The following is a 26,002-nucleotide window of genomic DNA, read 5'->3' as shown; positions in this document are numbered from 1 at the left end:
TCGGTGGGCGGTCAGCGACCGCTGAAGAAGACCATGCGCACGATGAAGCCGATGAAGAAGATCACCGCGATGGAGGCCAGCGTGAGCCCCATGCGACGGTTGTTCTTTCTTTGTTCGGGTGTCGTCATCGTCGTGCCGTCGATCAACCGATCACCTTGGTGGCGGTCGGATCGAGCTTGGGCGGGGTCTCGAAGGTGTGGAACGGTGCCGGCGAGGGCACTTCCCACTCCAGGCCTTCCGCCGCTTCCCACGGCTTCTGCGAAGCCTTCTCGCCCTTGCCGCGCATGGTCGGCAGCACGATGAAGAGGAAGAAGTACACCTGCGCGAAACCGAAGAAGAAGGCACCGACCGACGCGAGCGCGTTGAAGTCGGCGAACTGCATCGGGTAGTCGGCGTAGCGCCGCGGCATGCCTGCGAGACCCAGGAAGTGCATCGGGAAGAAGGTCACGTTGAACGAGATCAGCGACCACCAGAAGTGCACCTTGCCGCGCGTCTCGTTGTACATCACGCCGGTCCACTTGGGCACCCAGTAGTAGAAGCCCGAGAACATGGCGAACAGCGAGCCGGCCACCAGCACGTAGTGGAAGTGGGCCACCACGTAATACGTGTCCTGCAACTGCGTGTCGATCGGCGCGACCGCCAGGATGAGGCCGGTGAAGCCGCCCATCGTGAACACGAAGATGAAGCCGACCGCGAACAGCATGGGCGTCTCGAAGGTCATCGAGCCCTGCCACATCGTGGCGATCCAGTTGAAGATCTTCACGGCCGTGGGCACCGCGATCAGCATCGTCGCGTACATGAAGAACAGCTGACCGGTCAGCGGCATGCCGGTCGTGAACATGTGGTGCGCCCACACGATGAACGACAGGATGGCGATCGACGAGGTGGCGTACACCATCGAGGCGTAGCCGAAGAGTTTCTTGCGGGCGAAGGCCGGCACCACCTGGCTGATGATGCCGAAGGCCGGCAAGATCATGATGTAGACCTCGGGGTGGCCGAAGAACCAGAAGATGTGCTGGTACATCACCGGGTCGCCGCCGCCGGCGGGGTTGAAGAAGCTGGTGCCGAAGTGGCGGTCGGTCAGCGTCATCGTGATGGCGCCTGCGAGCACGGGCATGACGGCGATCAGCAGGTAGGCGGTGATGAGCCAGGTCCAGCAGAACATCGGCATCTTCATCAGCGTCATGCCGGGAGCGCGCATGTTCAGGATGGTCACGATGATGTTGATCGAACCCATGATCGAGGAGGCGCCCATGATGTGCATCGCGAAGATGCCGGCGTCCATCGAGGGGCCCATCTGCAGCGTGAGCGGCGCGTAGAGCGTCCAGCCCGCGGCCGGTGCGCCGCCGGGCATGAAGAACGAACCCACCAGCATCAGCGCCGCGGGAATCAGCAGCCAGAAGCTGAAGTTGTTCATGCGCGCGAACGCCATGTCGGAGGCGCCCACCTGCAGCGGGATCATCCAGTTCGCGAAGCCCACGAAGGCCGGCATGATGGCGCCGAACACCATGATCAGGCCGTGCATGGTGGTGAACTGGTTGAAGAGCTCGGGGTTCACCAGTTGCAGCCCGGGCTGGAACAGCTCGGCGCGGATCAGGAGGGCCAGGATGCCGCCCACCATCAGCATCGTGAAGCTGAACAGCAGGTAGAGCGTGCCGATGTCCTTGTGGTTGGTCGCGAAGACCCAGCGGCGCCAGCCGGTGGGCGCTGCGTGATGCTCGTCGTGGCCGTCGTGTGCGTGGTCGCCGTGGGCGTGACCGTGGGGGTCGAGGACTGCACTCATTTCGTTGTTCCTTGCAATTTCTTCTTCGCGGGGCGCTGCCGTATCACTTGCCGCGCAGGGCCAGCACTTCGGCCGGCTGCACCAGCTGGCCCGTCTTGTTCGACCAGCTGTTCTTGGTGTACGTGGCCACGGCCGCGAGGTCGGTGTCGCTCAGCTGTTTCCAGGAAGGCATCGCGCCGTTGTTCTGGCCGTTGAGCAGCACCGTCAGCTGCACCTTGTGGTCGGCGTCGGTCACCTTGGGCGAGCCATCGAGCGGCTTGATCGGGCCCGCGCCCTTGCCGTTGGCCTGGTGGCAGGCGGCGCAGTTGGCGGCGTAGACCTTCTCGCCGCGCACCAGCATCTCGGGCAGCGCCCAGACCTTGGTCGGGTCGTCCAGCTTGGCCGCGGCTTCCTTGCGCTTGGCGGCAACCCACGTCGTGTAGTCGCCTGCCGAGACCACCTTCACGTGGATCGGCATGTAGGCGTGTTCCTTGCCGCACAGTTCCTGGCACTGGCCGTAGTAGTCGCCCACCTTCTCGGCGCGGAACCAGGTGTCGCGCACGAAGCCGGGAATCGCGTCCTGCTTCAAGCCCAGCTGCGGCACGGCGAACGCGTGGATCACGTCGTTGGCGGTGGTGATGATGCGCACCTTCTTGTTGACCGGCACCACCAGCGGGTTGTCGACCTTGAGCAGGTAGTCGTCGGGCATCACGCCCTTGGCGCCGGCATCGGACATCGCGCGCTGCGAGCTGTCCAGCGTGGAGATGAAGGCCAGGCCCTCGCCTTCGCCGTTCAGGTAGTCGTAGCCCCACTTCCACTGGTAACCGGTGGTCTTGATCGTGAGGTCGGCGTTGGTGGTGTCCTTCTGGGCCACCAGCACCTTGGTGGCGGGCAGCGCCATCACGATCACGATGAGGAAGGGAACGATGGTCCAGATGACCTCGACCACCACCGATTCATGGAAGTTCGCGGCCTTGTGGCCCACCGACTTGCGGTGCTTCCAGATCGAATAGAACATGACCGCGAACACGGCGACGAAGATGACCGTGCACAGGATCATCATGATCGTGTGGAGCAGATGCTGCTCCTGCGCGATCTTGGTCACACCGACCGGAAGATTCAACTGGCGAACCGAAGGGCCGCCGGGCAGATCGTTGACTGCGTGCGCCGCGCTGCTGAAAGCCGCGCCGGCCGCCAGCAACAGATTCGCCGGCCTGTACTTGTTGCGCCAAATGCTCTTCATCGTGTTCACGTTTCTTCAATTTTTTCGACAAACCCAACCGTGCAACGCTGCGCAAGCCGCTTCAAGCGCCACGCAACGCCATGCGAATCTCGCGCGCCAGTGCCGCACGCAACTCCGGGCGTACATAGCGCCCCACCCTGACTGATCGACCCTGCCCCGAGACCTCGATCAGCGAGCGATCGCTGGTCTGCGGTTCGATCCGCACCTGGTGCGGAAGAAATTCCGTGCGTTCGTAGCGCCCACCGTCCTCGAGCTCCACGACCAGCCGTCCGCCCTGCAATGCGATCCGTTCTCCATCGGTCGCATGCCGCGCGTACAGCATGAATGCGAAACCCACCGCGGCCAGCTCGAGCCAGGCGAATGGCAGCACCAGCGGCGCACCGTGCAGCCAGAACACCGTCCCGATACCGAGCGATACCACGCACAGCGACGCGTAGAGCCAGCCCAGCTGGCTCGGGGTCACCGAGCAGTTCCGCTTCAGGAACCAGTGAATGCTCTGGCCTGAAACGGTGGCAAAACGAAACACGGAATTCGACACGGGCGAGTTCAGCAAATCGGTGCGTCGATGGTCGCCAACTCCCTCGTACGCCCTCGTACAAACGGGATCCGACAGGCCCTCGATCGCGGGACAATACCCGCGAGTTTCACGCAACGGCGGATTGTAGCGGGTAGATACCGGCGCTCGCGAGGCCCCCGTGGGGCACCTGGGACGCCTACGGGTCACTACTACTAGGCAATCAGGCGCCTGGCCGACCTCGTTGCAGCATCGAGCGCATCTCGCGCAGCGACACCGCGCTTTCGGCCGCGAGCGACACGCGCGGCGCCGGCTTGAAGGCATGGCCGTAGATGACCTCGAAGGTCAGCGCGATGTGGCCGTTGCCACCCTCGGCCGGCGCCAGTTCGGGCAGCGCGCCCTTCAGCGCCTTGTGCCAGGTCTTGCCGCGCAGCGCCGCAAAGCGCGCCGGATGCAGGTTGCGCCCGAGCGTGCGCAGCTCGGCCAGCGCGGCCTCGGGCGTGGCCCAGGTGAGCACGATGCGCTCCATGTCCATCACGGGCTCGGCGAAGCCGGCGTGCACCAGCATGTCGCCCCAGTCGTGCATGTCGGTGTATTCGTGGCCGGCCGCGGGCCAGCCCAGGCGCGCATGCAGCGCGCGCAGTTCGCGCACGGTGTCGGGGCCCAGGCACGAGAACATCAGGAAGCCGTCGGTTGCGACCAGCCGGTGCCACTGCGAGATCAGCGCCTCGGGGTCGGCCGCCATGTGCAGCGACATGTTCGCCCAGAGCAGGTCGACGCCGTCCTCGGGCGGCGCATCGAACCGGGCCTTGCCGCCCTGCCAGCGGCGCGCGCTCCACCAGGGTGCGGCGAGCGCCTCGCCGGTCTTGCCGGCCAGCGACGGTTCGGGTTCGATCACATAGGAAGCCGCATCGCGGTAGCGGCGCGCCACCAGTTCGTGCGCCTCGAGGCCGCCGCGCAAGGGCGCCCAATCGGCCCAGGTGCGGGGCTGCGCCTTGATCCATTGCAGCCGGTCTTCCATGCGCCGGCCGATTTCTTCGTGCAGCCACGGCGAGCCCTCGGCGGGCGCCAGCCGGCGCCAGCGTGCGGCCGCCGTGGGATCGATGGTCGGCGGTCTTCTTGCGGGGTCGGTGGCCATGGGGCCGTGAGTATATTGAGCCCATGTTCAGCCACCGGGCCCTGAGGCCTTTCACCTCACTCTTTGCGGGACTCGCGCGTCTGCCCAGCCAGTGCGAGGTCTGCCGCGCCTGGCCTTCGCAACCGGTGTGCGATGCCTGCGTCGCGCGCTTCGCGCCGCCGGCCGCGCGTTGCGGCGGCTGTGCCCTGCCGGTGCCCGACGGCGTCGCCCGCTGCGGCGACTGCGTGCTGCACCCGCCGCCGCTGGACGCCTGCCTTGCGGCCTGCACCTATGCATGGCCCTGGCCCGATGCCATCGCGCGTTTCAAGTTCCGCGGCGATGCCGGCTGGGCCGGCCCGTTCGCAACGCTGCTGCGCAGCGCGCCCTGGGTGGAGCCGGCGCTGGAGCAGTGCGACATCGTGCTGCCGATGCCGCTCGCGCCCGGCCGGCTGCGCGAGCGCGGCTTCAACCAGTCGCTCGAGCTCGCGCGCCGCATGGCACCGGCCAAGACCGACGCGACGCTGCTGCTGCGCACCCGCGAAACCCCGGCGCAGAGCGGCCTGGCGCGCGCCGAGCGCCTGCGCAACCTGCGCGGCGCCTTCGCCGTGGAGCCATTGCGCGCGGACAAGGTGCGCACAAAGCGCGTCGTGCTGGTCGACGATGTGATGACCAGCGGCGCCTCGCTGTTCGCCGCGGCCGAAACGCTCCGGCTGGCCGGCGCCGCGCACATCACCGCGGTGGTCCTGGCCCGCACCGACCCGCCGCGCTGACCGCCCCACGCGCGCCGCCGACAATCGGCGCATGTTCCATATCGTCCTGGTCCACCCCGAAATTCCGCCGAACACCGGCAACGTGATCCGGCTCGCGGCCAACACCGGCTGCACGCTGCACCTGGTCGAGCCGCTTGGCTTCTCGATGGACGACCGCCTGCTGCGCCGCGCCGGGCTCGACTACCACGAGTACGCCAAGGTGAAGCGCCACGCCGACTGGCAGGCGCTGATCGATGCGGAAAGCCCCGCCGCCGATCGCATGTTCGCCCTGACCACCCGCGGCACGCGCGCCGTGCACGACGTGCGCTTCCAGCCTGGCGACTGGCTGGTGTTCGGCTCCGAGACCAGCGGCCTGCCGCCCGCGGTGCGCGACGGCTTCGCCGAGCCCCAGCGCCTGCGGCTGCCGATGCGGGAAGGCCAGCGCAGCCTGAACCTCTCCAATGCCGTGGCGGTGACGGTGTTCGAAGCCTGGCGGCAAAACGGATTCAGCTGACCCTTCGGGCGACAAGGGCGCATCCGGTCGGCGCGGCCAAGCGTATGGATGTCATGCCGGCGCGAAAAGCAGCTACTGCACCCGCTCCGGCATCGAGTCCCTCAACGCATTGCCTCAAGGAGTTTCATCATGAATGCCAAGTCGATTGCCCTCGCGACCTTCGCCACGCTCGCCCTCAGCACCGGTGCCCAGGCCTTCCAGGGTGAACAGAACCCGCTGCCGCCCGCGCCCTTCCAGTCGACGCTCTCGCGCGCCGATGTGCAGGCCCAGGCCCGCCAGCCCTTGAAGATCGGCAACGGCGGCACCGGCGTCGCCCAGCAGACCAACGGCAGCACCGACCGCGCCGCGGTCCGCGCCAGCGCCCTGGGCATCACGCGCCAAGGCGCCGCCACCTATGGCGAAGTGACCGACCGCCGGATGTAAGAAAGAAGAAGAAAGCCGCGCGCTCAGCGGTAGCGGCGCACCACCGACTCGGCGACGCAGGCCGGCTTGGCCGCGCCTTCGAGCTCGATGGCGGTTTCCCAGGTCATCTGGAGGCCGTCGTCGGGAATCGCCTCCGCGGTCAGCAGCTTCATGCGCGCCCGCAGGCGCTTGCCCACCGGCACCGGCGACATGAAGCGCACCCGGTTCAGCCCGTAGTTCACGCCCATGCGCGACTCGACCACGTCGATCGCCACCTCGAAGAATTTCGGCAGCAGCGAGAGTGTCAGGAAGCCGTGGGCGATCGGCCCGCCGAAAGGCCCGGCCTTGGCCCGCTCGATATCGACATGAATCCACTGGTGGTCGCCCGTCGCCTCGGCGAACTGGTTGACCTGCTCTTGCGTGATGGTGATCCAGTCGCTCACGGCGACTTCCTGGCCGACGCAGGCGGCGAGATCCTGAAGGGTCTGGAATGTCTTTTTGGTCATGCGGGGCATTCTGGTGCCGAGGATGCGGGCGCGGCTGTCGGGCTTGCGACAACCCGGGCTAGGGAAAACCGCGGGTTCAGTCCAGCCACTGGCAGATCGGCTGCCACTGCTCGAGATCGCGCTGCACGCGGCCCGGCGCGATGTCGAACAGCGTGAGCCCGCGCGCCGCGAGCTGCACGTAGTTCTGCGTGTCGCGCAGCTCGCCCAGAACGGGCACGCCCAGGCCGGCGATGAATTCGTTCAGCCGGTCGGCCGCCAGCGTGCGCGCATTCACGCGCATGCCCATCAGGCCGATCTTGGTCTTGTCGGCCTTGCGCTGTTCCAGCAGCCGGTCCAGGAAATCGCGCGTCGCGTAGATGTCGAAGATGCTCGGCTGCAGCGGCACGATCACCCGGTCGGCCAGCGCCAGCACCTCCTTGAAGCGCCAGCCGTGCAGGCCCGCGGGCGTGTCGAGCACCGCGTGCGTCGTGCCGCGCGGGGGCCGCACCACGGCGCTGTCGCCCGAGGCTTCCCAGGTGGAGATCGGCCGGGCCATCGGCGGGCGCAAACCCAGCCAGAGCCGCGAGGACTGCTGGCGATCCACATCGCCCAGCATCACGGCATGGCCGCGGCTCGCAAAGTAGCCCGCGATGTTCGTCGCGATCGTCGACTTGCCAACGCCACCCTTGGGGTTGGCGACCAGAACCACCGGCATGGGAATCTCCTCCAGAGCTGGATCAGGGCAGCATCGTAGTGCCTCGCCCTTTTGGGGCCGGTAAATCGCCGCCGGTTGCGCTATGTTCGCGGCATGACGACAACAACACTTCCGGGAAACCCTGCCGCCGACAGCGGCGGCATCTACGTGATCGCGGCCCATCCGCACTGGCGCGACTCGCGCGTCAACCGCCGCATGCTGGCCGCTGCGCGCGCGGTGCCGGGCGTGGAGGTCAACGACCTCTACGGCAGCTACCCCGATTTCGCCATCGACGTGGAGGCCGAGCAGGCCCGGCTCGCCAAGGCCCGGCTGGTCGTGCTGGTGCATCCGATCCAGTGGTATTCGATGCCGGCGCTGCAAAAGCTCTGGGTCGACGACGTGCTCACCTACGGCTGGGCCTACGGCCCGGGCGGCACCGCCCTGCAGGGCAAGGACTTCTGGCTGGTCGCCACCACCGGCAGCCCCGAGCCGAGCTACCACCCGCAGAGCTACCACCGCTATTTCTTCGACGCCTTCCTGCCGCCCTACGAGCAGACCGCCGCGCTCTGCGGCATGCGCTTTCTGCCGCCGCTCGTCTTCTATGGCGCGCGCAGCGCCGACGAGGCCGAGGTGACGGCGCATGTCGACACCTACGCCCAGCGCCTGGGCAGCTACCCCGACTGGCCCGAGATCGAGGAGATCGACGCCTGCATCGCCTGCCCCGTGCCCGAGGCCGACCGCCCCGCCGAGTCCGACGACATGGGCAAGGTGGTGGCCAGCACCTTCCATTCCGCGATGAGCCGGGGCATCGCCGCCATGTCCGCCGCCAACGAACCCAAGAACGACGACAACCACCGGGAAGGCACGGCCTGAGCATGGAACACGCACCCGCCTGGCTGACCAGCAGCCTGATCTACCTGGGCGCCGCTGTGCTGGTGGTGCCGCTGTCGAAGTTCCTCGGGCTCGGCTCGATCATCGGCTACCTCGTGGCCGGCATCGCGATCGGCCCCTGGGGGCTGGGCCTCGTGTCCAGCGTGGAGGACGTGCTGCATTTCGCCGAATTCGGCGTGGTGCTGATGCTGTTTCTCGTCGGCCTCGAACTCGAACCCAAGCGCCTGTGGAACCTGCGCCGGCCCATCTTCGGCTGGGGCGCCGCGCAGGTGCTCAGCTGCGCCGCGGTGCTGTTCGCCGCGGGCTGGGCCATCGGTGCCGACTGGCGCGTGGCGCTGGTGGCGTCGCTGGGCCTTGCGCTCTCGTCCACCGCCATCGCGCTGCAGGTGTTCGGGGAGCGCAACCTGCTCAAGACGCCCAGCGGCCAGGCCGGCTTCTCGATCCTGCTGTTCCAGGACGTGGCGGCCATCCCGATCCTCGCGCTGCTGCCGCTCCTGGCCGGCGCCACCGCCGCCGAGCAATCGCTCAGCGGCCTGGACCGCGCGCTGGAGGCGCTCAAGATCGTCGGCGTGATCGCCGGCATCATCCTGGGCGGCCGCTTGCTGCTGCGCCCCATCCTGCGCTGGATCGCGCGCAGCGACACGCCCGAGATCTTCACCGCCGCGGCGCTGCTCTTGGTGGTGGCCATCGCGGCGCTGATGCAGCTGGTGGGCCTGTCGATGGCGCTGGGCGCCTTCCTTGCCGGCGTGCTGCTCGCGGAAAGCGAATACCGGCGCGAGCTGGAGACCGACATCGAGCCCTTCAAGGGCCTGCTGCTCGGCCTCTTCTTCATCGCCGTGGGCATGTCGATCAACTTCGGCGTGCTCATCGCGAGCCCCTGGGTGATGGCCGCGCTGGTGATCGGCTTCATGGTCATCAAGCTGGTCGTGATCTACGCGCTCGCCAAGGCGATGGGCCTGGCCTACCAGGAGCGGCCGGTGTTCACGCTGCTGCTCGCGCAGGGCGGCGAATTCGCGTTCGTGGTGTTCCAGGCGGCGGGGCCCGACGTGCTGCCGCCCGAGATCACGTCGCTCCTGATCGGCGCGGTGGCGCTGTCGATGCTCCTGTCGCCGCTCTTGCTGGTGCTGCTCGACAAGTTCGTGCTGCCGCGCTACAGCCGCAACAACGGCCCGCAGATGGAAGAAATTTCCGAGCAGCAGGACGCCAAGGTGCTCATCTGCGGCTTCGGCCGCTACGGGCAGATCGTCGGGCGCATGCTGATGTCGCAGGGCCTGCGCGTGACGGTGCTGGACCACGACGCCGACACCGTCGAGGGCCTGCGCCAGTTCGGCTTTCGGGTGTTCTACGGCGATGCGACGCGGCTCGATCTGCTGCGCACCGCGGGTGCCGGCTCGGCCAAGGCCATCGTGGTGGCGGTGGACGACATCGAGCAGTCGCTCGACATCGTCGATCTCGTGACCGAGAACTTCCCGCAGGCCCGCATCATCGCGCGGGCCCGTAACGTGACCCACCTCTTCCAGCTGCGCGACCGCGGCGTGAAGGACATCGAGCGCGAGGTGTTCGAGTCGTCGCTGCGCAGCGCCCGCGCCACGCTCGAGGCGCTGGGCTGGCCCGCGCACGAGGCGCGCGAATCGACGATGCGGTTCCGCACGCGAAATATCAAGCTGAGCGACGAGATCTACCCGCACTACAAGGACCGCGCCAAGCTGATCGCGGCCAACAAGGAAGGCCGCCAGCAGTTCGAGGAGCAGATGGCGCGTGAGCGCGAGGAGCGGCAGCGGCGCTCGGGGCGCGATTGGGACCGGATCGACGAGAAGGAAGAGGCGGATTCGTAGGCCGCCTTCTCGGTATCGACCTTCTCTTCGTCAGCCTTCCAGCTTCAGCAGCCGGACCGCATTGCCCTTCAGGATTCCGGGCATCACCTCCGGCTTGAACCCCGCCACTTCGAAGTCCTTCATCCACCGGTCGGGCGTGATCAGCGGGTAGTCGCTGCCGAAGAGGATGCGGTCCTTCAGCAGCGTGTTGGCGTACTGCACGAGTTGCTTGGGAAAGTACTTCGGGCTCCAGCCCGAAAGGTCGATCCACACGTTGGGCTTGTGCGTGGCCACGCTCAGCGCCTCGTCCTGCCAGGGGAAGCTGGGGTGGGCCATGACGATCTGCATGTCGGGGAAGTCGATGGCCACGTCGTCCAGGTGCATCGGGTTGCTGTACTCCAGGCGCAGGCCCCCGCCGCAGCGCATGCCCGAGCCGATGCCGCTGTGGCCGGTGTGGAAGATCGCCGGCAAGCCGTATTCGGCGATCACCTCGTAGATCGGCCAGGCCATCTTGTCGTAGGGGTGGAAGGCCTGCACCGTCGGGTGGAACTTGAAGCCCTTCACGCCGTATTCCTCGATGAGCCTGCGCGCCTCGCGCGCGCCCATCTTTCCCTTGTGCGGATCGATGCTGGCGAAGGCAATCATCATGTCGCTGTTGTTCTTCGCGTGCTCCGCGATTTCCTCGTTCGGGATGCGGCGGCGGCCCATGTTCGACTCGGCATCGACCATGAACATCACCAGCCCGATCTTTCTCTCGCGGTAGTACGCCACGCTCTCGGCGATGGTGGGGCGGCCGCTCGAGCCGAAGTACTTGTCGGCGGCGCGGTCGTACTCCTCGCCATAGTTGTCGAACGGGTTCCAGCAACTCACTTCGGCGTGGGTGTGGATGTCGATGGCGATCAGGTTCCGGTGGTCCATCTCTTTGTCTCCAGTACGGGTAAGTCCCTAGTATTCGGCGGGCTCAAATGCCTTGAATTGATTATTTCTCATAACCATAATCGAACGCAACCCCCAACACATCATGACCACTCCAGACCTCCAACTCGACATTCGCGACGACGTCGCCATCGTTCGCCTCGCGCGCGGCGCCAAGCGCAATGCGCTGTCGGACGGCCTGATCCTCGCGTTGCGCGACACCTTCGAGCAGTTGCCCTCCACCGTGCGCGCCGCGGTGCTCGACGGCGAAGGCCCGCACTTCTGCGCCGGCCTCGATCTGAGCGAACTGAAGGAGCGCGACGCCGGCCAGGGCATGCAGCACTCGCGCCTGTGGCACGCGGCACTCGACGTGGTCCAGCACGGCCCGGTGCCGGTGGTCGCGGCGCTGCACGGCGCGGTGGTCGGCGGCGGGCTCGAACTGGCGAGCGCCTGCCACATCCGCGTGGCCGATCGCTCCACCTTCTATGCATTGCCCGAAGGCTCGCGCGGCATCTTCGTGGGCGGCGGCGGCTCGGTGCGCATTCCCAAGCTCATCGGCGTGGCCCGCATGACCGACATGATGATGACCGGCCGCGTCTACAACGCCGAAGACGGCGAGCGCGCCAACTTCGCGCAGTACCTGGTCGACGAGGGCGCGGCCTTCGACAAGGCCTTCGAGCTCGCCAAGCGCATCGCCACCAACGCGCCGCTGACCAACTACGCGCTGATGCACGCGCTGCCGCGCATCGCCGAGCAGTCGGCCGACCACGGCTTCTTCACCGAGGCGCTGATGTCCGGCATCGTGCAGGCCGCGCCCGAGGCGAAGGCGCGCGTGCGCGACTTCCTCGAAGGCCGCGGCGCGAAAGTGAGCAAGGGATGACCGCCATCCGCTACCGCCCGCTCGCCTTCGGCGTGACCCGCGCGGTGCTGCGCGACGGCGCGCCGGGCACGCAGTATCTGCAGGCCGAGACGCAGCTGGACGCCTACCGCGAGCGCATGACCGACCGCCTCGCGCACTGGGCCGAACACGCGCCCGACCGCACCTTCATCGCCCGCCGCGAACGGCTGGCCGACGGCAGCACGGGCGAGTGGCTGCGCGTGTCGTATGCGCAGGCGCTGCAGGAAGCGCGCGGCATCGGGCAGGCGCTGCTCGACCGCGGCCTGAATGCGGAGCGCCCCGTCGCGATCCTCAGCGAGAACGGCATCGAGCACGCGCTGCTCGCGCTCGGCTGCCTCTATGCCGGCGTGCCGTACTGCCCCGTCTCGCCGCCCTACTCGCTGGTGAGCCAGGACTTCGAGAAGCTGCGCCACGTGCTGGACACGCTCACGCCGGGCCTCGTGTTCGCCGCCGATGCCGCGCGCTACGGTCGCGCCATCGAAGCGGCCGTGCCGGCCGGCACCGAGGTCGTGCTCGCCGAGGGCGCCATCGAAGGCCGCGCCACCACGCCCTTCAGCGCGCTGGCCGCCACGCCCGCGACCCCCGCCATCGACGCCGCGATGCGCGCGACCGGCCCCGACACCATCACCAAGTTCCTCTTCACCTCGGGCTCCACCAAGATGCCCAAGGCAGTAATCAACACGCACCGCATGTGGTGCGCCAACCAGCAGCAGTTGCGCCAGTCGATTCCCGCGCTGGGCGACGAGCCGCCGGTGCTGGTCGACTGGCTCCCCTGGAACCACACCTTCGGCGGCAACCACAACGTGGGCATCGTGCTGGACAACGGCGGCACGCTCTACATCGACGACGGCAAGCCCACGCCGGCGGGCATGGCCGAGACGCTGCGGAACCTCCGCGAAATCGCGCCCACCATCTACTTCAACGTGCCCACGGGCTTCGAGGCGATCGCCAACGCGATGGAAAGCGATGCGGTGCTGCGGCGCAACCTCCTCTCGCGCGTGAAGATGTTCTTCTACTCGGGCGCGGCGCTCTCGCAGCCGATCTGGGACAGCCTGCACAAGACGCAGGAGGCCGAAGTCGGCGAGCGCATCGTGATGGGCACGGGCCTGGGCATGACCGAGTCGGGCCCGTTCGCGCTCTACGTGACCGGCCCCGAAGTGAAGTCGGGCGACATCGGCCTGCCCGCGGCCGGCATCGAGCTCAAGCTGATCGAGGTCGACGGCAAGACCGAGGTGCGCTACCGCGGCCCCAACATCACGCCCGGCTACTGGCGCGCGCCCGATGCCACGGCCGAGGCCTTCGACGAAGAAGGTTTCTTCTCGACCGGCGATGCGGTGAAGTGGATCGACGACGCGAACATCCACCGGGGCCTGCGCTTCGACGGCCGCATCGCCGAAGACTTCAAGCTCGCCACCGGCACCTTCGTGAGCGTGGGGCCGCTGCGCGCGAAGATCATCGCGGCCGGCGCACCCTACGTGCAGGACGCGGTGCTGACCGGCATCAACCTGAAGGAAGTCGGCGCGCTGATCTTCCCGACGCAGAAGGTGCGGCAGCTCGCGGGCCTGGCTGCCGACGCAACGATGCAGCAGGTGCTCGAAAGCGCCTCGGTGCAGGCGCACTTCCAGCAGGTGGCCAACGACCTGGCCGCCATGGGCACCGGCAGCGCGAACCGCATCGCGCGCCTGCACCTGATGGCTGAGCCGCCCTCCATCGACAAGGGCGAAGTGACCGACAAGGGCTCGATCAACCAGCGCGCCGTGCTCAAGCACCGCGCGGCGCTCGCCGAGGCGATGCACGCCGGCACGCTGCCTTTCACGCTGACGCCCCGCTAACTTTCTCCAGGAGACACACACATGAAGATCGAAGGACAAGCTGCCCTCGTCACCGGCGGCGCATCGGGCCTGGGCGAAGCCACCGCGCGCGAGCTCGCCCGCCTGGGCGCGAAGGTCGCGGTGCTCGACCGCAACGCCGCGCTCGCCGAGAAGGTGGCCGCGGACATCGGCGGCGTTGCATGCGCCTGCGACATCACCGACACCGACAGCGTCACCGCCGCGCTCGACAAGGCCGCGGCCGCGCACGGCCCCGCGCGCATCCTGATGAACGTGGCCGGCATCGGCAGCGCCAAGCGCATCGTCGGCAAGGACGGCAACCCGGCGCCGCTCGAAGACTTCGCGCGCGTGGTCAACATCAACCTCATCGGCGGCTACAACATGGCGCGCCTGTTCGCGGCGCGCTGCGCCAAGCTCGACGCGCTGCCCAACGGCGAGAAGGGCGTGATGCTCTTCACCGCCTCGGTCGCGGCCTTCGACGGGCAGGTCGGTCAGCAGGCTTACAGCGCCTCGAAGGGCGGCCTCGTCGGCATGACGCTGCCGATGGCGCGCGACCTCGCGCAGCACGCCATCCGCGTGTGCACCGTGGCGCCCGGCCTCTTCGCCACGCCGCTGCTGCTCGAATTGCCCGAGGCCGTGCAGCAATCGCTGGCCGCGTCGATCCCGTTCCCGCCGCGCCTGGGCCAGCCCTCGGAGTTCGCCGAGCTGGCTTGCCACATCGTGACGAACGGCCACCTCAACGGCGAAGTGATCCGCCTCGATGGCGCCCTGCGCATGGCGCCTCGCTGATTCCAGCCCCAGCAGCAAAACCAGGAGACAAACCATGACCACCCGACGCCAGTTCGTGAACCTGCTCGGCGGCACCGCCGCCATCGGTGCCCTGCACCCTCTCGCCGCGCTCGCCCAGCTGGTGCAGCAGCAGGTGAAGATCTACTACGGCTTCCCGGCCGGCAGCGCCGGCGACAGCGTGGCGCGCCGCGTGGCCGACAAGGTGGGCGAGACGCCGTTCACCAAGACGAACCCGGTGGTCGAGAACAAGCCCGGCGCGGGCGGGCGCATCGCGCTCGACACGCTCAAGACCTCGCCGGCCGACGGCTCGGTGCTGTGCCTCGCGCAGGCTTCGGCGCTGTCGATCTATCCGCACATCTACACCAAGCTGGCGTACGCGATTCCAGACTTCGCGCCGATCTCCATCGGCGCCGTGATGACGCACGGCCTGGCCGTCGGCCCGATGGTGCCGGCCAGCGTGAAGACGCTGAAGGACTACATCGCCTGGGCCAAGGCCAACCCCGGGCAGGCGAGCTACGGCTCGCCGGGCGCGGGCTCCACGCCGCACTTCCTGGGCGCGCTGCTGGGCCTGAGCACCGGGGCGGACCTGCGCCACGTGCCCTACCGCGGCTCGCTGCCCGGCATCAACGACGTGGTGGGCGGCCAGATCGCCTCGTGCCTCACGCCCGCGGGCGATTGCCTGCCGTTCGCCAAGGCCGGCAAGCTGCGCGTGCTCGCCACCTCGGGCGCGCAGCGTCCGGCCTACCTGCCCGATGTGCCTACCTTCACCGAGCAGGGCTTTCCGGAAATCGTGGCCGACGAATGGTTCGGCTTCTTCGCGCCGGCCAAGACGCCCGCGCCCGTCGTCAATGCCGCGAGCACCGCGATCCAGGCCGCGCTCAAGGACAAGGCCGTGGCCGACGGCCTGCTGTCGGTCGGGTTGATCGCGCACGGCTCCTCGCCCGACGAGATGAAGAAGTCGCTGCAATCGGAATACGAACGCTGGGGTCCGCTGGTCAAGAAGATCGGCTTCACCGCCGAGTCCTGAAGCAGCCGATGGATTACTGCCCCCGTCCCGACGACGTCTGCTTTCTCTTGAACGCGGTGCTCGACGCGCCCGCGCGCCTGCAATCGCTCGCGCCTTTCGCGGAGGTCGACGAGGCGCTGCAATCGCAGGTGCTCGAGGAGGCCGCGCGCTTCGTCGGCGAGGTGGTGGCGCCGATCAATCGCGAGGGCGATGAAGTCGGCTGCCGGTTCGACAAAGGCGAAGTCATTTCGCCACCGGGATTTCGCGAGGCGTACCAGGCCTTCGTCGATGGCGGCTGGCCCGCGCTTTCCGCCGCGACCGAAGACGGCGGCCAGGGCCTGCCCTCGGTGCTCGAGGCCGTGCTCTACGAATGGCTCAGCGCGGCCAACCACGGGCTCACGATGGCGCCGGGCCTGCTGCACGGCGCCTACGCCTGCCTCAAGCACCACGGCAGCGATGAACTCAAGAGCCGCTATCTGCAGAAGATCGCGACCGGCGAATGGCTCGCCACCATGTGCCTGACCGAAGGGCACGCGGGCAGCGACTTGGGCCAGGTGCGCACGCGCGCCGTGCCGCAAGCCGACGGGAGCTTGCGCGTGAGCGGCAGCAAGATCTTCATCTCGGGCGGCGAGCACGACCTGACGCCGAACATCGTCCATCTCGTCCTGTGCCGGCTGCCCGATGCGCCTGCCGGGCCGAAGGGCCTGTCGCTCGCGCTCGTGCCCAAGCTGCTGCCCGACGGCACGCGCAACGCGGTGCACTGCGAACGCATCGAGGAAAAGTTGGGCCTGCACGGCAGCCCGACCTGCGCGATGCGCTTCGACGACGCCACCGGCTGGCTGGTCGGCGAGGCCGGCCGCGGCCTCGCCGCGATGTTCGTGATGATGAATTCGGCGCGCCTGCATGTGGCGTTGCAGGGCATCGGCCTGCTGGACGCCGCCTGGCAGAAGGCCGACGCCTACGCCGCAGAGCGCCGCCAGATGCGCGCCCCCGGCGCCGTGCCCGCGAGCCGCGGCGGCGAGCCAGCCGACCTGATCGCCGAGCACCCCGCCATCCGCCGCATCCTGGACACCCAGCGCGCGTGGATCGACGGCGCGCGCACGTTGGCGTATCGCAGTGCGCTGATGCTCGACGTCGCCGCGCACGACGCAAACCCCAAGGCCCGCGAGCGCGCGCAGCGCTGGTGCTCGCTGGTCACGCCGGTGCTCAAGGCGGCCTGCACGCACCAGGCCTTCCACGGCGCGAGCGAATGCCTTCAGGTGTTCGGCGGCCACGGCTATGTGCGCGAATGGGGCATCGAGCAGGTGGTGCGCGACGCGCGCGTGACGATGATCTACGAGGGCACCAACGAGATCCAGGCCATCGACCTCCTGGTGCGCAAGGTGCTGCCCGATGGCGGCGCGGCCATGTCGGCCGTGCTGCTCGAGTTGCGCGACACGCTCGACGCATCGCGCGAGGCCGATGCCGACGTGCAGCGCCGGCTCGCGCAGTTGCGCTACCTCGGCACGACCATCGCCATGTCCGCGCACGCCAACCCCGTGCTGCCCTACGAAGTGGCCGACGACTACCTGCGCGTGGTGATGCTCACGATGATGGCGTGGGCCTGGGCGCGCATCGAGGCGACCGAGGGCGGCGCCTCGGCCGAACGCGTGCGCGCGGCGGCCGCGTTCCGCCGCTGGGTGCTGCCCGAATTCGAGATGCGCCTGGGCATCGTCAAGCGCGCCTGCGAGGGCATCGCCCTGTCGCACGCCGCGGCCGAAGGTGTCGCGCGGTAGATTCCCCGCGCCGCCACGGCCGGTTACGCTCGGGGCCATGCCTGCTCCCGCCAAGAAAACCTCCACGAAGAACGAGCCCGTTGCCGCCGCATCGGGCCGTTCGGACCGGCTCGATGCCCGCGTGCTCGAAACCCTGGTCGGCTACAACGCCCGCCGCGCCTGGCTGATCATCAGCGGCGTCTTCTCGGAGCGCATGGCGCCCTACGGGCTCAAGCAGATCGATTTCTCGGTGCTCTCGCTCTTGGCGCACAACCCGGGCGCCACCTCGCGGCAGCTGTGCACCACGCTCGACATCCTGCCGCCCAACCTCGTGAGCCTGGTGGCCACGCTGGACAGCCGGGGTCTGATCGAACGCCGCCCGCATCCGCACGACGGCCGCGCGGTGGGGCTGCATCTCACCGCCGCCGGCGAAGCGCTGGTGCGCGAGGCCGAACAGGCTGTGGTGCAGCTCGAAGCCGATGCGAGCGCGCAGCTCACGGCGCGCGAGCGCGAGACGCTGATCAAGCTGCTGCAGAAGATCTATCTCTGAGCGAGAAGAACCGTTAGGGCTGACACCAACCGTTAGGGCTGACACCAACCGTTCGAGTTGAGCACGAACCGTTCGGGCTGAGCCTGTCGAAGCCTTGCGCGGCGCTTCGACAAGCTCAGCGTGAACGGTTTTTTCTGATTTCGACGTGGCTTGAAATCGCGGGCGACCGCTACAGGCCGCGCTCCACCATGTCGATGAGCCGCTGCCCCAGCGCATGCGTGGTCTCCGCATCGAGCGTGCGCAGAGGCCCGTGGATGATGAGCAGCGCGAGCCCGTGCACCGCCGACCACGCGAGGAATTCGGCATTCGGGCGCCGCGCCGGATCGAGCACGCCGGCGTCCACGAGGCGATCGATCGCCGCGCCGAGCAGCTGGAACGGGCCCATGCCGCTCGCGCCCGCGGCCGTCGGGCCCACTTCTCCCTCCCCCTCTTCGGTCACCACGAACGCCGTGCGAAACAGGCCCGGCTCGGCCTGCGCGAACCGCAGGTAGGCCGTGCCGATGGCGCGCACCTGCGCGCGGGCGAATTCGGCGGGCGGCTGGTCGAAATGCAGCACGGCCAGTTCGCTTTCCATCGCCTTGGCCGCGGCCGAGAGCGCCTCGGCGCGCACCGCCAGGAGCAGCTCCTGCCGGCTGCCGAAGTGGCGGTAGGCTGCGTTGGGCACCACGCCCGCGCGCCGCGTGGCCTCGCGCAGCACCACCGCGTCCGGCCCACCGTCGCGCGCCAGTTCGACGCCCGCTTCCAGCAGCGCGCGGCGCAGGTCGCCGTGGCGGTAGGTGCTGCGGGCGGGCGGCAGGCTTTCGGGGACGTTGTTGAGCTTCATTGCAATTCCATGTGGACAGTGTCCATTATCCCTGCTATTCTTTGTGGACGGTGTACACAAAGTAGTTCCATCGTATTCGCGCAGAAGCCGCTGCGCATCCGTGAAACCTCGAAACCTCATCCGCGAAAAGGAATTGCCATGAAAGTCCAGTCTTACCTGTCCTTCGAAGGCCGTTGCGACGAAGCGATCGCCTTCTACAAGAAAGCGATCGGTGCCGAAGTCGTGCAGCTCATGCGATTCAGCGAGGCGCCCGCGGATGCCGGCATGGAAAAAGGCGATGGCTGCGCCGGCGCCATGCCCGACCCGCAGAAGGTGATGCACTCCGTGATCCGCGTCGGCGAAACCGAGCTGATGTTCTCCGACGGCCGGTGCTCCGGCCAGCCGGAATTCAAGGGAATCATGCTGTCGATCACCGCCGCCACCGACGCCGACGCCCGCAAGTGGTTCGATGCGCTGGCCGATGGCGGCATGGTCATGCAGCCGCTCATGCCGACCTTCTTCACCAGCAGCTTCGGCATGCTGGCCGACCGCTTCGGCGTGGCCTGGCTGATGGTGGTGGACGCCGCGAAGTAACCCCTACAGCCATCCGCCCGCCCTGCCCCAGGAGTCACTTCATGTTCAAGAAAATCGTCCTCGTCATCCTCGCGCTGATCGCGATCGTGCTCATCTACGCGGCCACCCGGCCCGACACCTTCCGCGTGGAGCGCACGGCGCGCATCGCCGCGCCGGCCGAGAAGATCTTTCCGCTGATCAACGACTTCCACCGCTGGGGCGAGTGGTCGCCCTACGAGAAGCTGGACCCGGCCATGAAGCGCAGCTTCGGCGGCGCTGCGGCCGGACAGGGCGCCACCTACGCCTGGGAAGGCAACGACAAGGCGGGCGCGGGCAAGATGGAAATCGCGCAATCGTCGCCTTCCTCGAAGGTCGCGATCAAGCTGGATTTCATCAAGCCCTTCGAAGGCCACAACATCGCCGAGTTCACGCTCGCGCCGCAGGGCGACGCCACCGAGGTCACCTGGGCCATGCACGGCCCGAGCCCCTACATCGCCAAGCTCATGGGCATCTTCTTCGACATGGACCAGATGATCGGCAAGGACTTCGAAACGGGCCTTGCCAACCTCAAGACAGCCACCGAAAAGTAATCACCTCAACCGCATTCCAAAGGAAACCATCATGTCCCCCATCCACGCCTACCTCACCTTCGACGGCAACGCGCAGGAAGCCATGCGCTTCTACGAAAAGACGCTTCGCGGCACCATGCAGATGATGATGACCATCGGCGAAGCGCCCGACACCGAAGAGATGCCGGCCGACGTCAAGAAGCGGATCATGCATGCCTCGCTCGCCTACGGCGAAGGCATGCTCATGGCCTCCGACACCATGCCCGGCCAGCCCTATGAAGGCATGAAGGGCTTCGGCGTCGCGCTCACGCTGGACACCGTCGCCGAAGCGCGCCGCGTGTTCGATGCCTTCGCCGAGGGCGGCACCGTCTCCATGCCCTTCGAGAAGACCTTCTGGGTCGAAGCTTTCGGCATGGTGACCGACCGCTTCGGCACGCCCTGGCTCATCAACGGCGGCAAGCCCCTGGTCTAAAAAAAGCAGAACGCCGCATCGGCGAATTTTCAGGAAACCACTCCATGACCGAAACCCTCGACAACCGGAAGCGCTGGCTCGCATTGATGGTGCTCTGCCTCGGCGTCCTGATGATCGTGCTCGACACCACGATCGTGAACGTGGCATTGCCCTCGATCCGCACCGACCTCGGCTTCACCGAGACCTCGCTCGTGTGGGTGGTGAATGCCTACATGCTGACCTTCGGCGGCTTCCTGCTGCTCGGGGGCCGGCTGGGCGACCTGTACGGCCACCGCAAGCTTTTCCTCATCGGCCTCGTGCTCTTCACCGTCGCGTCTCTCGCCTGCGGCCTGGCGAACTCGCAGGTGCTGCTGGTTGCCGCGCGCGCGGTGCAGGGGCTGGGCGGCGCGGTGGTCTCGGCCGTCTCGCTCTCGCTGATCATGAATCTGTTCACCGAGCCGGCCGACCGCGCGAAGGCGATGGGCGTCTACGGCTTCGTCTGCGCGGGCGGCGGCAGCATCGGCGTGCTGCTGGGCGGCCTGCTCACGAGCTCGCTGAGCTGGCACTGGATCTTCCTGGTGAACCTGCCGATCGGCGTGGCGGTGTACGCGCTGTGCGTGGCGCTCTTGCCCAACGCGCGCGGCCAGGCGCATGGCGAAAAGCTCGACGTGGCCGGCGCGGTCACCGTCACGCTGTCGCTCATGCTCGCGGTGTACGGCGTGGTCAACGGCAACGAGGCCGGCTGGGGCTCCACGCAAACGCTGGGCCTGCTCGGCGCGGCGGTGGTGCTGCTGGCCATCTTCATCGCCATCGAGGCGCGCGTGGCGCATCCGCTGATGCCGCTGGGCCTCTTTCGCCTTCGCAGCGTGTCGGTGGCCAACGTGGTCGGCGTGCTGTGGGCGGCGGCGATGTTCGCGTGGTTCTTCATCTCGGCGCTCTACATGCAGCTGGTGCTGAACTACACGCCGATGCAGATCGGCCTGGCGTTCCTGCCGGCCAACATCATCATGGCGGTGTTCTCGCTCGGCCTCTCGGCCAAGCTGGTGATGCGCTTTGGCATCCGCAAGCCGCTCGCGGTGGGGCTGTGGCTCGCGGCCATTGGCCTCGCGCTCTTCGCGCGCGCGCCGGTCAACGGCAGCTTCGTCGTCGACGTGCTGCCCGGGATGATGCTGCTGGGCCTGGGTGCCGGCATGGCGTTCAACCCGGTGCTGCTGGCGGCGATGAGCGAAGTCGATCCGGCCGATTCGGGCCTCGCCTCGGGCGTGGTCAACACCGCCTTCATGATGGGCGGCGCGCTGGGCCTCGCGGTGCTGGCCAGCGCCGCCGCGGCGCGCACCGGTTCGATGGAAGCGGCCGGCGCGCAGATGCCGCTCGCGCTCACCGGTGGCTACAACCTTGCATTTCTCGTCGGCGCCGTATTCGCGGCACTGGCGGGTTTGATCGGGGCCTTGCTGCTTCGCACCGCACCGCCGGCGCGGATCGAGATGCAGATGCAGAACAACGAAGAAGCGGCACCCCGCGGGGCGGCGAGCGAATCGGCATCGTGATGTGCACGACGCCATGCAGCCGCCGCTGTTTTTCCTCCAACGTTTTTATCTTTCTTTCAGGAGATCTCCCATGGCTCGCTATGTAGACGGTTTCATCGTTGCCATTCCCACCAAGAACGTCGAGGCCTACCGCAAGCTCGCGCGCAAGGCCGGCAAGGTCTGGATGGAGTACGGCGCGCTCGAATACGTGGAGTGCATCGCCGACGACGTGAAGCCCGGCAAGCTCACCTCGTTCCCGCAGAGCGTGAAGCTCAAGGCCGACGAGACCGTGGCCTTCTCGTGGATCGTCTACAAGTCGCGCAAGCACCGCGACACGGTGAACAAGAAGGTGATGGCCGATCCGCGCATCGCATCGATGGACCCGAAGACGATGCCGTTCGACGGCAAGCGGATGATCTTCGGCGGCTTCAAGTCGATCGTCGAGCTCTGAGCTCGCCCCCAGGCTACGCGCACTTCGTGTCGCTTCGCCAACCCCCTACCGGGGGCAACACCTGAGGCCCGGCAAAGCCGGTTCCTCGGTGTTTCACGAAGGTGCCTGGCCTGCGGCCGGCCTCAGCCGATGAAGCCGTCGTAGACCAGTTTCAGGCCTGTGAGCAGCATCCCCAGGTACACGAACCGATAGAACCACGTCGCATCGATGCGCCTGGCGATGCGGATGCCCACCCACACGCCCAGCGGCGCGAGGGGCATCAGCGCCACCGAGGTGGCCAGCGTGGTGAAGTCGATGAGGCCGAGCCACGCGTAGGGAATCCACTTGCTCAGGTTCACCACGAAGAAGAAGTACGCCATCGTGGCCGTGAACACCACCGGCTTGAGCCGCAGCGGAATCACGTAGGCATTGATCGGCGGCCCGCCCGCGTAGGCGATGAAGCTCGTGAAGCCCGAGACCACCGTGAGCGCCGCGCCCACGCCGCGCGAGGGCAGCGGATCGTCGGGCTTGGGCGGAAACACCAGCCGCTGCGCGAGGAACAGCAGCGTGAACACCCCGACGATGCCCGCCACCGTGTGCGCCGACAGCACGCGAAACAGCAGCGTGCCGACCACCGTGCCGATGAGGCCGAACGGAATCAAAAACTTGAGCAGCGACCGGTCGAAGTCGCGCCGGAACGCGGCCAGCCCCAGCACGTCCATCAGCAGCAACAGCGGCATGAGGATCGCGGCCGCCTGCGGCACGGTGACCGCGAGCGCCATCAAGGGCACCGCGAGCGAACCGAAGCCCGCGCCGAAGCCGCTCTTGCTGATGCCCAGCAGCAGCACGGCGGGGACGGCGACCGCATAGAAATGCGGATCGGTGATGAGGGGAAAGGCCATGGGGTGTGACGGGGCGCAGAAAAAAGCCTGCCGTCAGGGGGCAGGCTTGGCGAGCGTAGCAGGCCGGGGGCGCGGGCCAAGCTGCGGCTTCAGGCGGGCTGCTTCAGCGGATTCAGCACGAAGTCGAAATCGAGCCGCCAGCGGCCGTCGGCCTGCTTCTTCCACGGCGCGACCAGCGACTGGCGCACCGCGAACACCGCGTCGGAATCCAGCCACTCGTCGCCCTCGCGGAACACGTGGGTGATGAGGTTTTCGTAGCCCGGCGCCTCGATCTTGAAATGCAGGTGCGCGGGCCGCCACGGATGGCGCTTGGTCGCGCGCAGCAAATCGCCCACGGGGCCATCGACCGGAATCGGATAGGCCTGGGCCAGCACGCTCCTGAAATGCAGCGCGCCGTCGGGCCCGGTGCGCAGGCGCCCGCGGTTCTCGGCGTGGTCGAGCCCCGCGTGCTGCACGTCGTAGTGGCCGCCTTCGTCGGCCTGCCACACGTCAACGACCGCGTTGGCCACCGGCGCGCCATCGAGGCCGCGCACCGTGGCGTACACGTCGCACGGTTCGCCCGCAGCGCCGTTGGCCACGTCGTCGCCGTGCGCGTACTCGGGCGCGCCTTCGACGTAGAAGGGCCCGAACACCGTGGCCTCGGTGCAGCCGTCCGGCTTGCCGTTGTTCATCGCGATGGTGAGCATCGACAGGCCCAGCACGTCCGACAGCAGGATGAACTCCTGGCGCTTGTCGTCGCACATCTGGCCGGTGGCCGTGAGGTACTGGATGCCCTGGAACCACTCGGCCTCGGTGAGCTTCACCTCGCGCGCGAAGGCATGCAGGTGCTGCACGAGGCTGGTAAGGATCTCGTGCAGCCGGGGGTCGGGCGTGTCGGCCAGGCGCGCGAGCACGGCCTGGGTGATGTTGTCCTGGTTGAGGTTGCGCATCGTGGCTGTCTCCTTGTGCTGCCGTCGCTGTCTGCGTGACTGTCCGTCTCGGGGGGTGCTGCGGACTGTAGGCCGCGCACCGCGCCGCCGGAAGCGCCGCGGCGCAAATGATTTTTCCGCCCAGCGGAACGGTCGGGGCGCCGGGCATGTTTCATCGCCCATGAACGCGGCCGGCGTTCCGGGCGAAAAGCGCGCGGCGTTACGTAACGAATCGCGAAAGCAGCCTGTTTCGCCTTCCCGGGTTTGCCCCTCCCCGCGCGAAAAAACCTTTTCAAATCAACAACATAGATCGCGGGCAGTGGCGCGGCGAAGCGCAGGCGCGGAGGCGGCACGCATGTTGCGCTTCGTAGTCACTTATTCCCTCGAGGAGGCCGCCCATGATCACCCCCCAAGCACCCATCCTTTCGACCCCAGGCATGGCCGAGAACGGTGCCGCCCCCGTGGTCCTGGCGCAAGCCAGCACCACGCCGATCGCCCCCATGGGCTCGAGCGCGATGGCCTCGCCCTCGATGCCCGCGGGCCTGGGCTCGCTGTCCAACGCCACGCCCGGCACGGTCGTCGTGCGCGACGGCGTGCGCATTCCGGTGGACGGCACCCAGACCCTGATGGCGGGCGACCGCGTGATCGTTCCCGACGGCGGCCACGCCAACGTGCTCTTCCCCGGCTCGACGGCCAACAAGGCGCCGCTCGCGGGGGTCTTCGAGGGCGGCACCGACGCCACCATCGGCTCGACCAAGCTGCCCGGCGGCCTGGAACAAGTGAATGTCGATGTGGCCGCGGGCAACCTGGAAGTCACGCCGGCCGACAGCGATGCGGACGCAGCCGCCGTGGCCGTGACCAAGAAGGCCGCGGGCGGCAGCGGCATCGGCCTGGGCGAATTCGCCCTCGGTGCGCTGGGCGCCGTTGCGCTGGGCGCCGCGCTGAGCGGTGGCGGCGACGGCGGCGGCGGTGTTTCCTTCCTCGCGCCGGGCCTCGGCGACAGCGACGCGGACGCCGATGCGGATGCCGATGCCGACGCGGATGCGGACGGAGATGCGGATGCGGATGCTGATGCCGACGCGGATGCTGATGCTGATGCTGATGCCGACGCGGACGCAGATGCGGACGCGGATGCAGATGCCGACGCAGACGCCGACGCCGACGCGGACGCTGATGCAGATGCGGACGCAGACGCCGACGCCGATGCAGACCACCTGCTCGATCCAGGCGACGGCGCCGTCGGCCATCTGGTCGGCGCGCTGGACGACCTCCTCGGCCTGGGTGGCGCGAGCGGCGCGGCCGCCCGTGCGGCGGCCAGTTCCTCCGGCACGCTGGGATCGCTGATGCCCACGGTCGATGGCCTGACGGACCTGGTCGACAACGTGCTCTCGCCGATCGCGGGCAACGACTTCACGGCCAACGACCCGAACGAATTCGATCCGGTGGACGACGCCGTCGATAACCTGGTGGTCGACCTCGGCGGCGTCCTGACCCCCGTGGTCGACGGCCTGCTGGGCAACGGACTGACCGACGCGCTGGTCGGCTCGCTGATCGGCCAGGTCGACTACCTGACCGACGCGCTCGGCAACATCCTGGACAACGTGCTCGGCAGCGACGGCCTGCTCGGCGGCGTGACCACGGGCCTGGGCATCGACGGCCTGGTGGACGGACTGATCGGCGACGACGGCGTGGTCGGCCAGGTGCTCGAGGGCCTGCTGGGCGAAGACGGCTTGCTGGGTGGACTGCTGGGCGACGACGGCCTGGTCGGGCAGTTGCTGGGTGACGACGGTTTGCTGGGCGGACTGCTCGGCGACGGCGGCTTGCTCGGCGGTGTGCTGGGTGACGATGGCCTGCTGGGCGGTTTGCTCGGCGGCGAAGGCGGTCTCCTCGGCGGCGTGCTCGGCGACGACGGCCT

Annotated in this window: 27 protein-coding genes and 1 pseudogene; 17 read left to right on the top strand and 11 right to left on the bottom strand. The window is 68.0% G+C overall.

All coding sequences use genetic code 11. From position 1 onward, the window contains the following. Positions 1–11: 11 nt before the first annotated feature. The 5 genes from JC881_RS32315 to JC881_RS06735 all read right to left on the bottom strand — a co-directional run bounded on the left by JC881_RS32315 (position 12) and on the right by JC881_RS06735 (position 4,657). Positions 12–128: a cytochrome oxidase small assembly protein gene (locus JC881_RS32315; protein ID WP_007836360.1), complete on the bottom strand. Its 117-nt coding sequence runs from the start codon at positions 126–128 to the stop codon at positions 12–14. A 14-nt stretch (positions 129–142) separates the two neighbouring features. Continuing rightward, positions 143–1,783, bottom strand: coding sequence for a cytochrome c oxidase subunit I (ctaD, locus tag JC881_RS06750; protein ID WP_198784940.1), 1,641 nt, complete (start codon positions 1,781–1,783; stop codon positions 143–145). A 43-nt stretch (positions 1,784–1,826) separates the two neighbouring features. Next, entirely contained in the window at positions 1,827–3,005 is a 1,179-nt protein-coding gene (gene coxB / locus JC881_RS06745; protein WP_198784939.1) for a cytochrome c oxidase subunit II, read from the bottom strand. 61 nt (positions 3,006–3,066) lie between these two features. Continuing rightward, positions 3,067–3,543, bottom strand: a complete 477-nt coding sequence (locus tag JC881_RS06740) for a DUF2244 domain-containing protein (protein ID WP_093439357.1) — start codon at positions 3,541–3,543, stop codon at positions 3,067–3,069. A gap of 199 nt (positions 3,544–3,742) precedes the next feature. After that, entirely contained in the window at positions 3,743–4,657 is a 915-nt protein-coding gene (locus tag JC881_RS06735; protein WP_198784938.1) for a class I SAM-dependent methyltransferase, read from the bottom strand. Between the two features lie 23 nt (positions 4,658–4,680). Between JC881_RS06735 and JC881_RS06730 the strand changes: the two genes are divergently transcribed. The 3 genes from JC881_RS06730 (at position 4,681) to JC881_RS06720 (ending at position 6,322) form a co-directional block, all read left to right on the top strand. Beyond that, the gene (locus JC881_RS06730; protein ID WP_198784937.1) at positions 4,681–5,406 is read left to right on the top strand and encodes a ComF family protein; all 726 of its coding nucleotides are present in this window, start codon (positions 4,681–4,683) and stop codon (positions 5,404–5,406) included. Between the two features lie 31 nt (positions 5,407–5,437). Next, complete coding sequence (trmL, locus tag JC881_RS06725; RefSeq protein WP_198784936.1) at positions 5,438–5,899, top strand: tRNA (uridine(34)/cytosine(34)/5-carboxymethylaminomethyluridine(34)-2'-O)-methyltransferase TrmL; 462 nt, start codon at positions 5,438–5,440, stop codon at positions 5,897–5,899. Positions 5,900–6,028: 129 nt separating this feature from the next. Further along, a complete protein-coding gene (locus JC881_RS06720) occupies positions 6,029–6,322 on the top strand; it encodes a DUF4148 domain-containing protein (RefSeq protein ID WP_198784935.1) in 294 nt (97 codons plus the stop codon). Positions 6,323–6,345: 23 nt separating this feature from the next. On the opposite strand, the gene JC881_RS06715 is transcribed toward JC881_RS06720, so the two are convergent. Both JC881_RS06715 and JC881_RS06710 read right to left on the bottom strand, forming a co-directional pair. After that, positions 6,346–6,816, bottom strand: a complete 471-nt coding sequence (locus JC881_RS06715; RefSeq protein WP_198784934.1) for a MaoC family dehydratase — start codon at positions 6,814–6,816, stop codon at positions 6,346–6,348. Positions 6,817–6,883: 67 nt separating this feature from the next. Further along, positions 6,884–7,501, bottom strand: coding sequence for a ParA family protein (locus JC881_RS06710; protein WP_198784933.1), 618 nt, complete (start codon positions 7,499–7,501; stop codon positions 6,884–6,886). A 93-nt stretch (positions 7,502–7,594) separates the two neighbouring features. Here JC881_RS06710 and kefF point away from each other — a divergent pair, with 93 nt between their 5' ends. Together kefF and kefC are read left to right on the top strand one after the other, a co-directional pair. Further along, positions 7,595–8,353 carry a glutathione-regulated potassium-efflux system oxidoreductase KefF gene (gene kefF, locus JC881_RS06705; protein WP_198784932.1) on the top strand — a complete coding sequence of 253 codons (759 nt, stop codon included), beginning with the start codon at positions 7,595–7,597 and terminating at the stop codon, positions 8,351–8,353. A gap of 2 nt (positions 8,354–8,355) precedes the next feature. Then, complete coding sequence (kefC, locus tag JC881_RS06700; protein WP_198784931.1) at positions 8,356–10,206, top strand: glutathione-regulated potassium-efflux system protein KefC; 1,851 nt, start codon at positions 8,356–8,358, stop codon at positions 10,204–10,206. A gap of 30 nt (positions 10,207–10,236) precedes the next feature. Here the strand turns inward: kefC and JC881_RS06695 are convergent, their stop codons facing one another. Continuing rightward, positions 10,237–11,103: an amidohydrolase family protein gene (locus tag JC881_RS06695; RefSeq protein ID WP_198784930.1), complete on the bottom strand. Its 867-nt coding sequence runs from the start codon at positions 11,101–11,103 to the stop codon at positions 10,237–10,239. 103 nt (positions 11,104–11,206) lie between these two features. Between JC881_RS06695 and JC881_RS06690 the strand changes: the two genes are divergently transcribed. The 6 genes from JC881_RS06690 to JC881_RS06665 are packed head-to-tail and all read left to right on the top strand — an operon-like array spanning position 11,207 to position 17,926. Then, positions 11,207–11,980 (top strand): crotonase/enoyl-CoA hydratase family protein, encoded by a 774-nt coding sequence (locus tag JC881_RS06690; RefSeq protein ID WP_198784929.1) that lies wholly within the window; start codon positions 11,207–11,209, stop codon positions 11,978–11,980. Next, positions 11,977–13,830: a feruloyl-CoA synthase gene (locus JC881_RS06685; protein WP_198784928.1), complete on the top strand. Its 1,854-nt coding sequence runs from the start codon at positions 11,977–11,979 to the stop codon at positions 13,828–13,830. The genes JC881_RS06690 and JC881_RS06685 overlap by 4 nt, the downstream gene beginning before the upstream one ends. Positions 13,831–13,851: 21 nt before the next feature. Continuing rightward, positions 13,852–14,616: an SDR family NAD(P)-dependent oxidoreductase gene (locus JC881_RS06680; RefSeq protein ID WP_198784927.1), complete on the top strand. Its 765-nt coding sequence runs from the start codon at positions 13,852–13,854 to the stop codon at positions 14,614–14,616. Positions 14,617–14,650: 34 nt separating this feature from the next. Further along, the gene (locus JC881_RS06675) at positions 14,651–15,643 is read left to right on the top strand and encodes a Bug family tripartite tricarboxylate transporter substrate binding protein (RefSeq protein ID WP_198784926.1); all 993 of its coding nucleotides are present in this window, start codon (positions 14,651–14,653) and stop codon (positions 15,641–15,643) included. A gap of 8 nt (positions 15,644–15,651) precedes the next feature. Then, a complete protein-coding gene (locus tag JC881_RS06670; protein WP_198784925.1) occupies positions 15,652–17,397 on the top strand; it encodes an acyl-CoA dehydrogenase family protein in 1,746 nt (581 codons plus the stop codon). Positions 17,398–17,434: 37 nt separating this feature from the next. After that, positions 17,435–17,926: a MarR family winged helix-turn-helix transcriptional regulator gene (locus tag JC881_RS06665; RefSeq protein WP_198784924.1), complete on the top strand. Its 492-nt coding sequence runs from the start codon at positions 17,435–17,437 to the stop codon at positions 17,924–17,926. A gap of 169 nt (positions 17,927–18,095) precedes the next feature. Here the strand turns inward: JC881_RS06665 and JC881_RS06660 are convergent, their stop codons facing one another. Beyond that, positions 18,096–18,749: a TetR/AcrR family transcriptional regulator gene (locus JC881_RS06660; protein WP_198784923.1), complete on the bottom strand. Its 654-nt coding sequence runs from the start codon at positions 18,747–18,749 to the stop codon at positions 18,096–18,098. 138 nt (positions 18,750–18,887) lie between these two features. Here JC881_RS06660 and JC881_RS06655 point away from each other — a divergent pair, with 138 nt between their 5' ends. From JC881_RS06655 to JC881_RS06635, 5 genes are all read left to right on the top strand, one after another. After that, positions 18,888–19,322, top strand: a complete 435-nt coding sequence (locus tag JC881_RS06655; RefSeq protein WP_198784922.1) for a VOC family protein — start codon at positions 18,888–18,890, stop codon at positions 19,320–19,322. Positions 19,323–19,363: 41 nt separating this feature from the next. Then, complete coding sequence (locus JC881_RS06650) at positions 19,364–19,891, top strand: SRPBCC family protein (RefSeq protein ID WP_198784921.1); 528 nt, start codon at positions 19,364–19,366, stop codon at positions 19,889–19,891. Between the two features lie 31 nt (positions 19,892–19,922). Continuing rightward, a complete protein-coding gene (locus JC881_RS06645; RefSeq protein ID WP_198784920.1) occupies positions 19,923–20,342 on the top strand; it encodes a VOC family protein in 420 nt (139 codons plus the stop codon). 44 nt (positions 20,343–20,386) lie between these two features. Next, positions 20,387–21,868: a DHA2 family efflux MFS transporter permease subunit gene (locus tag JC881_RS06640; protein WP_198784919.1), complete on the top strand. Its 1,482-nt coding sequence runs from the start codon at positions 20,387–20,389 to the stop codon at positions 21,866–21,868. A gap of 70 nt (positions 21,869–21,938) precedes the next feature. Then, the gene (locus JC881_RS06635; RefSeq protein ID WP_198784918.1) at positions 21,939–22,298 is read left to right on the top strand and encodes a DUF1428 domain-containing protein; all 360 of its coding nucleotides are present in this window, start codon (positions 21,939–21,941) and stop codon (positions 22,296–22,298) included. A gap of 122 nt (positions 22,299–22,420) precedes the next feature. Here JC881_RS06635 and JC881_RS06630 read toward each other — a convergent pair whose 3' ends face one another. Beyond that, positions 22,421–23,179, bottom strand: a complete 759-nt coding sequence (locus JC881_RS06630) for a sulfite exporter TauE/SafE family protein (RefSeq protein WP_198784917.1) — start codon at positions 23,177–23,179, stop codon at positions 22,421–22,423. Positions 23,180–23,268: 89 nt separating this feature from the next. Next, positions 23,269–24,108, bottom strand: a complete 840-nt coding sequence (locus JC881_RS06625) for an intradiol ring-cleavage dioxygenase (RefSeq protein WP_198784916.1) — start codon at positions 24,106–24,108, stop codon at positions 23,269–23,271. 377 nt (positions 24,109–24,485) lie between these two features. On the opposite strand from JC881_RS06625, the pseudogene JC881_RS06620 reads away from it, so the two are divergent. Then, a pseudogene (locus tag JC881_RS06620) lies at positions 24,486–26,002 on the top strand (hypothetical protein); the annotation flags it as partial.

Origin of the sequence: Variovorax sp. IB41, from assembly GCF_016405905.1 — a bacterium.
Taxonomy (GTDB): domain Bacteria; phylum Pseudomonadota; class Gammaproteobacteria; order Burkholderiales; family Burkholderiaceae_C; genus Variovorax.
Note: the sequence above shows the minus strand (reverse complement) of the source record. Positions and strands in the feature narration are given on the sequence as shown.